This window comes from Xenorhabdus griffiniae (assembly GCF_015163655.1).
GTDB lineage: Bacteria > Pseudomonadota > Gammaproteobacteria > Enterobacterales > Enterobacteriaceae > Xenorhabdus > Xenorhabdus griffiniae.
In genome coordinates, this window is the sequence record NZ_JADEUF010000232.1 from 1 (window position 1) to 1,751 (window position 1,751).

Annotated in this window: 2 protein-coding genes; one reads left to right on the forward strand and one right to left on the reverse strand. The window is 34.3% G+C overall.

Annotated features, from left to right (window positions below; translation table 11 throughout):
- Positions 1 to 127 precede the first annotated feature (127 nt).
- Positions 128 to 1,027 carry an HNH endonuclease gene (locus IQ211_RS19085; RefSeq protein WP_189758693.1) on the reverse strand — a complete coding sequence of 300 codons (900 nt, stop codon included), beginning with the start codon at positions 1,025 to 1,027 and terminating at the stop codon, positions 128 to 130.
- 136 nt (positions 1,028 to 1,163) lie between these two features.
- Here IQ211_RS19085 and IQ211_RS19090 point away from each other — a divergent pair, with 136 nt between their 5' ends.
- Complete coding sequence (locus tag IQ211_RS19090) at positions 1,164 to 1,427, forward strand: hypothetical protein (protein ID WP_189758694.1); 264 nt, start codon at positions 1,164 to 1,166, stop codon at positions 1,425 to 1,427.
- Positions 1,428 to 1,751 lie beyond the last annotated feature (324 nt).

Consider the following 1,751-nt stretch of genomic DNA (forward strand, 5'->3'; position numbering starts at 1 on the left):
ACCTTATACAGGAATCCTCACGATCTCGTATATTGATTGCTACTAATCTAAAAATAGGTAAATGTAAGCTAAAACAATCTGATTAACATTTACCTAATCAAAACACAGAGTAATAATTATACAAAATTTATCTTTTTTGGTTAATTATTTTGGATAAATCTTTAATTGAAATCATGGGATCTTTTCTATGTATCATTCTATGACAGTTAGAACAAACTATCGCTAAATCAGATAATTCAGTTCTAGTTTCACCATCACTTTTATGCAATGGGTTTAAATGGTGAACTTCACAAAAACCTTTACCAACATCACCATAAAACTCAAGAAAATCAAAATTGCATACTTCACATTTTAGAGTTCCTTTTTCATCTAAAACGCTTTCTTTCTTTTTATTAACAAGGCCGGAGTTTCTTTCTCTCATAATATGCAATCGCAAACGTGGATTACCTTCAACTCCAAAATAATCCAGATCAATATTTGGAATATTATTATTTGTTCCACGACCATCAATTAAATCGTGAACTTTTTTAACATGCTCTTTACTCTCAGGCTTATCTGCATACCAAATAAGGCTTTGTCCAATTCCTCCTTCTACTTTTCTAGGTATTAGTAGAGTGCGTTTTTCAACAGGTAATAAAAAGGCATCATCCCATAATGCCTTTATACGATATATATTTATATCGTTTCTTTTCTGCTTTTCAGAGGGTGTGTCTAATTTCTGTGGTTCACGATATACAGTCGCATTTTTATACCAACCAACAACAACCGTTCCGCCACGTTCATGGCGAGCGAGCCAAACAACTGTGATATTATCAATTTTGTTATCAAATTTACCAGCCCCTAGCCTCTCTATATTAATTTTACCAGGTGATTGAACATATCCATAGACATAACCATTCACATTAGTGAAATTACAGACCTCAAGGCCTGTGTTCTCTTCATTATAAGAGCCACCATCTCGAAGAAAATCGCCATCAATTCCGTCATAATGTTCCATCCAACCAGTATTACAAAAAATAATTGTCATATATTCCTCGTAGCTATTTTAATCTTTCCTGTTCTGATAATTGAAAAAGAATTCTTCTTTTATCTTCTTCATTCATTCCAGATAGTAAAGAAATTGCTCACCTCTAAATGTTAAAGGCTACCGGGCGGTTAACCCGATGGCCTTAATTCTATCACTGAAATTGTTTGTAGTGGTCAAGAAATTCCGGGTAAGCGGCGTCAATCTGACGCTGGGCGGGGGTTTTATCCGCAGACTTCCCATTGGGCAACTACGTGATGGCCATGTTTTCATTGGTCAAGTTGACCTTGCAAAGCCGCTGCTGATGGAGAACAACCTGTTGAACCGCTTCCAGCTTAAATTCAGCGGAATAGTGGCGTTTGGTGGGTTTCAATTTCATCATTACACCTCATTGTTATGTTAATAACATTAGCAGGCTTTTGAAGCGTCCGAGATCCTTATACCACGCCAAAGTGCATCCTTGCCGATGATTCTGGGTGCGCAGCATTAATCTGGCGTTGCCACTTGAAATTTCTTGAGGACGTATTTTCTTTCATGATATGAATAAATTTATTTCATTGATTATTTATAAAAAAACATCAACACTCATATTGAAATATTAATTTAATAAATAACCATAGTAATTATTATTAACTTTTTATCATTTACATTACTAAAAAACGCATTCACAAAATTCACTATTCTTAATATAGCATCTGTAAAACCAATATAAAAATAAAAGTTCAAT